The 6,422-nt window shown below is 63.1% G+C and carries 5 protein-coding genes; 4 read left to right on the top strand and 1 reads right to left on the bottom strand.

All coding sequences use genetic code 11. The annotated features are described in order from the left end of the window. From KDH09_08175 to KDH09_08165, 3 genes are all read left to right on the top strand, one after another. The coding region (locus KDH09_08175; protein ID MCB0219654.1) for a TonB C-terminal domain-containing protein at positions 1-373 on the top strand (373 nt) is incomplete at its 5' end. Positions 374-378: 5 nt separating this feature from the next. Continuing rightward, complete coding sequence (locus KDH09_08170; protein ID MCB0219653.1) at positions 379-1,701, top strand: PD40 domain-containing protein; 1,323 nt, start codon at positions 379-381, stop codon at positions 1,699-1,701. A 254-nt stretch (positions 1,702-1,955) separates the two neighbouring features. Then, positions 1,956-2,411: an OmpA family protein gene (locus KDH09_08165; protein ID MCB0219652.1), complete on the top strand. Its 456-nt coding sequence runs from the start codon at positions 1,956-1,958 to the stop codon at positions 2,409-2,411. A 76-nt stretch (positions 2,412-2,487) separates the two neighbouring features. Here KDH09_08165 and KDH09_08160 read toward each other — a convergent pair whose 3' ends face one another. Further along, positions 2,488-3,663: an iron-containing alcohol dehydrogenase gene (locus KDH09_08160; protein ID MCB0219651.1), complete on the bottom strand. Its 1,176-nt coding sequence runs from the start codon at positions 3,661-3,663 to the stop codon at positions 2,488-2,490. A 211-nt stretch (positions 3,664-3,874) separates the two neighbouring features. Here KDH09_08160 and KDH09_08155 point away from each other — a divergent pair, with 211 nt between their 5' ends. Beyond that, positions 3,875-6,265: a S8 family serine peptidase gene (locus KDH09_08155; protein ID MCB0219650.1), complete on the top strand. Its 2,391-nt coding sequence runs from the start codon at positions 3,875-3,877 to the stop codon at positions 6,263-6,265. Positions 6,266-6,422 lie beyond the last annotated feature (157 nt).

Genomic DNA, 6,422 nt, shown 5'->3' with positions numbered 1-6,422 from the left:
TTCCGCGCGCAGCGTTGAAGAGATCGAGCAGCAACTCACCTCCGCTGCGCGCGCCCAGAGCGCGCTGGAGACCGCCGACAAGATTGCGCTTCGCCGCGAAGTGGAATACCGCACCCACGTCATCAAGCAGGTGCAGCGCCGCTGGAGCGTGCCGGCCAATCTCTCGCGCCGCCGCGAGCTGGTCGCGGTCATTCGATTCCGCATCGACGCCGACGGCACGGTGCTCTCGGCAACACTCGAGGAGAGCTCGGGCGAGCATGCCTATGACGACGCGGTCCTGCGCGCGGCCAAGGACGTGAAGAAGCTCGATACGCCGCCGCAGGAATTCCCACGGAACTTCTTGGTGAAGTTCAACAACATCGAAGGTTCATAGAAAACGTGTTCAAACGATTCGCAATTGTCTTGTTGATGCTCGCGGCCGTGACGGCGCAGGCGGGCCTCGCCCATGCGAGCGAGCCGATCCTCAATGTTTACCGCACGGGCGTGCGCAAGCTGCGCGTCGCCATTCCGTCCTTTGTCTCGATGACCAAGGACGAAGAAACCCGCGAGTTCGAGGGCAAGCTGGCCGCGCGTCTTCGCAAGAGCGTGGCGCGTTCGGGCGTGCTCGAGGTGATCGACCCCAAGGCCTACATCGAAAACGTCGAGGAAGTGGGCGTGCTTCCCCACGAGCAGGTGTTCTCTAACTGGTCGATCATTAACGCCGACGCGCTCGCCAAAGGTGTGGTCGGTCGTCAGGACGATACCTGGGTGGTCGAGCTACGCCTCTATGATGTCGGACTCAAGAAGTTCCGCAAGGGCAAGCGCTTTCGCGGCACGCAGGAACAGCTCTATTTGATGGCCGATCGCTTTGCCGACGTGATGGTGCAGGAACTCACCGGCGCCGAGGGAATCTCCTTCGGGCGCATTGCATTCGTTTCGGACACGAGCGGTACCAAAGAAATCTACGAGATGAAGATCGATGCCACCGATGTTCGCAAGATCACCGACAATGGTTCGATCAACCTCTCGCCCCACTACAGCCGCGACGGGGAGGGGATGTACTTCACCTCCTACATCCGTCGCGGAAAACCGCACATCTATTTCTACGAAATGCTGACCGGGCGGCTCACGCCGTTCTGGATGAAGGGATCGCTCAATCTGGGCGCGGTGGAATCCCCCGACGGCCGCTACGTGGCACTGGTGCAGGACGACGGCAGCGGAAACACGCACATCATCCTGCACGACAAGGAAAGCGGGACATCCCGGGCGCTCAACGAGGGTTACGGCATCTCCGTCACGCCGAGCTGGTCGCCCGACGGAAAGCAGATCGCCTATGTCTCGGATCGCTCGGGCGCGCCCCACATATATGTTGTGGGCATCAACGACGGGACGCCGCGGCGCCTGACGTTTCAAGGTCGTTACAACACCTCGCCATCGTGGTCACCAAAAGGGACTGAAATCGCCTTTGTACGGCGCGAGGAGGGCGAGCTGAACCTCTACGTAATTGACACTGAAGGCGCCAATGAGATACAACTGACCAGCGGTGCCAGGAGCAATGAAGACCCATCCTGGAGCCCCAACGGGGACTATCTCGTTTTCAGCTCCAATCGAAGAGGGAACTACGACCTCTATCTGATGGGCGCCGGGGGCCACTTCGTTCATCGCCTGACCAGCTCAGGATCCAACGAAACCCATCCGGTTTGGGCCCCTCGGGAGAGGTAGTATTTGTTTTGGCATTGGCGGGCGCCATACCGGCGCCGGGAAGAAGAAGGAGCCATTCGATGATTCGAAAGATTGTGACCACGCTTGGTGTTTTTGCTGTTGTGACCTCAACCATCCTCGTGAGCGGTTGTGCTGACAAGAAGGCACCCGAAGATGAAGCTGCCGCCGAGGCCGCTGCTGCCGAGAGCAGCGCAGAAGCCGGCGCGGGCGGCGCGGACACTGCCGCCGCCGATCTGGGCGAAGAAGACATCCCGATGGGCAACATGAGCACCGTCGACTCGCAGGGCCGCGTTCGCAAGGACGTCCTGAGTGCCAACGACTCCGCCATGGAAGCCTCGGCCGGTTCCGAAGGCAGCGAGAGCGGCCTGCTTGTTCCCGCCGCGCTGTTTGCGTTCGACAGCTCGACGCTAGACTCCAGCGCGCGCGCCACACTTGATGAAGTCGCCGCGCTGCTCTCCAAGAACGGTTCGTGGATCGTGACCCTCGAAGGCCACTGCGACGAGCGCGGCACCGAGGAATACAACCTGGGCCTTGGACAGCGCCGCGCCGAGTCGGCCAAGCGCTACCTGCTGCAGAAGGGGATTTCCTCGAGCCGCATCGACACCGTGAGCTTCGGCGAGGCATATCCGGTCGACGCGCGCAGCAACGAAGCGGCCTGGGCGAAGAACCGCCGCGTGCACTTTGCATTCGCGAAGGGCTCGGCCAGCTAAGCGCCGAATCAAACGAGTCCGTAACAAAAGGGCGCAGCCATTGGCTGCGCCCTTTTCTTTGTGCGCGTATTTCGAACTACGCCGCGTCGGCGCCGGCCTCCGCGAAGAGGTCGTGCATCACCTGCGGGTTGCACTGCTTGGGGTTGGTGAAGTGGCACATGTCGTTCATGGCCTGCGCGGCAAGCTTCTTGAGGTCGGCGGCCTTGGCGCCCTTGCCCTCACGAATCAGGCCGGGAAGGCCCGAGTCGGCGCGAAGCTGCTCGACGCGCTTGATCGCTTCCTCGGCCAGCGCGCTCTCGCTCTGCCCGGGGTTGGCGCCCAGGGCGACCGCGACCTCGGCATACTTGGACGCGACCTTGTCGAGATTGAACTTCATCACCGGCACCAGCATGATGGCATTGGCCATGCCGTGGGCGAATCCGAACTCGGTGGAGAGCTGATGCGCCGTGGCGTGCACGGTTCCCAGACCGTCCTGTGAGAACGCAATGCCGGCAAGCATGGCGGCGTACATCATGTTGTGGCGCGCCTTGCCGTCGTTGGGTTCCTTCACGGCGGTGATCAGATTCTCCGAGATCATTTTGATCGCGCGAATGGCGGTGGCCGCTCCGAGCGGCGAACTGTTGCGCGCGGTGTAGGCTTCAATGGCGTGCGTGAGCGCGTCCATGCCGGTGGCCGCCGTGTGGAAGGGCGGCAGTCCGTGGGTGAGCAGAGGGTCATCGAGGGCCATGGTCGGAACTATGAATGGACTGACGATGGTGCGCTTGGTGTGGTTCGTCGTGTCGGTGACGATCGCGCCGACCGAGACTTCCGAGCCCGTGCCCGAAGTCGTCGACATGCAAATGAGCGGCGGCTGGTTGGCTGTAATCTTTCCCATGCCGCCCTTGGTGAAGTCGAAGTCGAGAATGTCGCCCGGATGCTTCGCCAGGATGCGAACCGCCTTGGCAACGTCCATGACCGAACCGCCGCCGAGAGCCACGACGAAGTCGCAGCCGCCGTCCTTGTAGGTCTTGTCTGCGCCGCGGACCTGCTCATCCGTGGGGTTGGGCTCGACGTCGAGGTAGACCTCGCAGCCGAGGCCTGCTTTTTCAAATGCTTCCTTGATCGGGCCGACGAGGCCCGCGCCTTCGACGCCCTTATCGGAGACGAGCAATACTTTGGTTGCTCCCATCTTTTTGGCCTCGGTGCCGACGCTCTTGGAAGCACCGTCGCCGACCATGACGCGCGAAGGGAGTGTGTGGTTGTTCAACGCCATTGCGTGATCCTCTCTGAACTTGTCGAGATGGCCGGTTCATAGCATGGCGGGCCCCCGCAACCGAAACACGATTTTTGAGTGTGATATGGGCTGGCGCATGTGCCGGGTGAACGCTCTATACTTCCGGGTCTCGGGGGAGAGCGGCGCGAAGCCCGCGCCCGATGGAGTGAACGTGCATCAAATTCTCGATTCGCGGCGCTTGCAAGCGTTTTTGGCAACAATCCTCGTGGCCGCGATGGCGGCCTGCAGCGGAAACTCAACCATCATCCTGACTCCCGGCATGCCGGGCGTTCCGGTCGGGCTGGAATTCCGGCGCGCGCCGGCAGCGATGGAATGGCAGAATCAGACCTGGGCCGACATCGAGGTCCGGGTGATCGATGGTTTCGGCGATCCCGTCACCAGTGCGGACAACCTCATCGCGCTCACGCTGGTCAGCGGCACGGGTACGATTTCCGGCACGCAGATGGTCAGCGCCGCCTCCGGGGTGGCGACTTTCTCCGGGCTTGCCTACGACACTGCCGAGACGATCACCCTTCGTTTTGATTCCGAAGATCTCGATTCCACCGACAATGCGCAGATGGTGATCGAAGCGTGCACGCCTTCGGTGCCGGTGAAGCTCGGCTTTGGAACTCCGATGCCGGCCTCCGCACTGGAGACGGAGGCCTGGAGCACCTTCACCGTGGAGATTCAGGACTGCACCGGTGCGGTCCTCACCGGCGAGAGCGCGACGGTGATGCTCGCCCAATCGGGCGGCGAGGGATCGCTCAGCGGAACAACGAGCAAAGCGACGGCCGCCGGCGTCGCGACGTTTGACGATATTTCCTACGACGTGGTGGAAGATCTACAGGTGAGTTTCACCGCGTCGGGTCTGCGTCCGATCCTGGGCCACGGGATCAGCATTCTTCCACTCGGCCCGACCGGGCTGGCGGCCTGGGGCGGCAACGGGCGTGTTCGTCTTCGCTGGCAGCCCCACCCCGACGCGATCAGCTACGTCGTGTATGCCGCCGGCAGCACCGGGCTGACCCCGATGAGCGCGCCCGGCACGGTCTCACCGGGTGTGGATTTTTGCGAGACGGGACTCTCCGCCGCGGCGGATCGTTACTATGTCGTGAGTACCGTCGCGGCCAACGGCGAGGGCGGCTATTCGGGTGAAGCCATGGCGACCACGCTGGGCGGGCTCGGCTACAACGATCCGCTTCTTGGCGACCAGTGGCACATCGACAACACCGGCCAGGACGGGGCCGACCCCTGCGAAGACGCCGACGTCCAGCCCGCCTGGGAGGCCGGCAACGACGGGACGGGCGTGCGCGTGGTGGTGGTCGATACCGGTTTTGAGCTCGACCATGAAGACCTGGCAGACAACGTGCTGGTCGGGGAGAGCTACGACTACGATTCGGGCGGCACGAACCCGCCGGGCGGAAGCCATGGCACTGCCGTAGCGGGAATCATCGCGGCCGTGCGCGACAACAGCCTGGGTGGCAGCGGCATCGCTCCGGGCGCGTCGATTCTCAGCTACAACCTCATCGCCGTTGATGCGAGCGACGCGGATGAAGCGGATGCCATGAGCCGCGACGCCGTCGACAACAACGTGTCCTCCAACAGTTGGGGGCCCTATGATGATTTTGGCGACTTCACTGCGCCGCCCGCCGTGTGGGAAGCCGCCGTTGAGGATGCCGTGGAGAACGGACGCGGCGGACTCGGTCTTAATTTCTTCTGGGCAGGTGGCAATGGCGCGCCCGTCGACAACTCGAACGGCGATGGATTCGCCAACTTCTGGGGCGTCAATGCCGTCTGCGCCGCGGGAGACGATGGCGTGCGGGCTTCCTATTCCGAGCCCGGCGCGAATCTTCTGGTTTGCGGTCCCTCCGAAGGAGACAGCGGGCAGGGCATCACCACCACCGACCGGGAGGGCAGTGCGGGCTATAACTCGGGCAACTACACCAGCTCTTTCAACGGAACTTCGGCGGCAACGCCGATGATCTCGGGTGTGACGGCGCTGATGCTTGAAGCCAACCCTGCGCTGACCTGGCGCGATGTGCGCGAGATCCTTGCGCGCACCGCGCGCATGAATGATCCGACCGATCCGGGCTGGAACTGGAACGGGGCAACCCCGCCGATGCACGTCAACCACAACTACGGGTTCGGCATGGTGGATGCGGGAGCCGCGGTGGAGATGGCCGATGGCTGGACGCCGCAGATGAGCTCGCTGCCCGAGGAATTCGCAACCCCGTTGGCCACGCCCGGCGATACGATTGTCGACAACAACCCGGCTGCGGCGGTTAGTGACACAATCACCGTGAGCGGTAGCGGGATCGACTTCATCGAGTTCGTTCAGATCGAGATGACCCTGGCCCATGATTTCGCCACCGATCTGCGCATCACGCTGACCGCCCCCTCGGGAACTGTGAGCGTGCTCGCCGTGCCGCATGACTGTTTCTTTGGCGGGCAGGGGACCTGCGACATTGCGGACGGCTGGCGCTTTGGCAGTACGCGGCAGATGGGCGAGGCAGCCGACGGCGACTGGACTGTGAGTATCAGTGACGAAGTGGCGGGCGATGCCGGTGTGTTCACGTCCTGGCGCCTGCGCTTTTACGGGAGATAAACCATGAAGCGACTGACACTTGTATGCCTGCTGATGGTGGCGGTGGCCCTGCTTTGGGGAAGCCCCGTGCTGGCGAGCGGTTCGAAGGCAAAGCCGGTTACCGGTGCGAGCTACTACTGGTACGACGGCGCGCGAAAGCGAACGATTCATCTCGACC

The sequence above is a fragment of the Chrysiogenia bacterium genome (assembly GCA_020434085.1).
In the GTDB taxonomy this organism is placed as follows: Bacteria; JAGRBM01; JAGRBM01; order JAGRBM01; family JAGRBM01; genus JAGRBM01.
The sequence above is the reverse complement of the archived record's forward strand: the minus strand, read 5'-3'. Positions and strand labels throughout refer to the sequence as shown.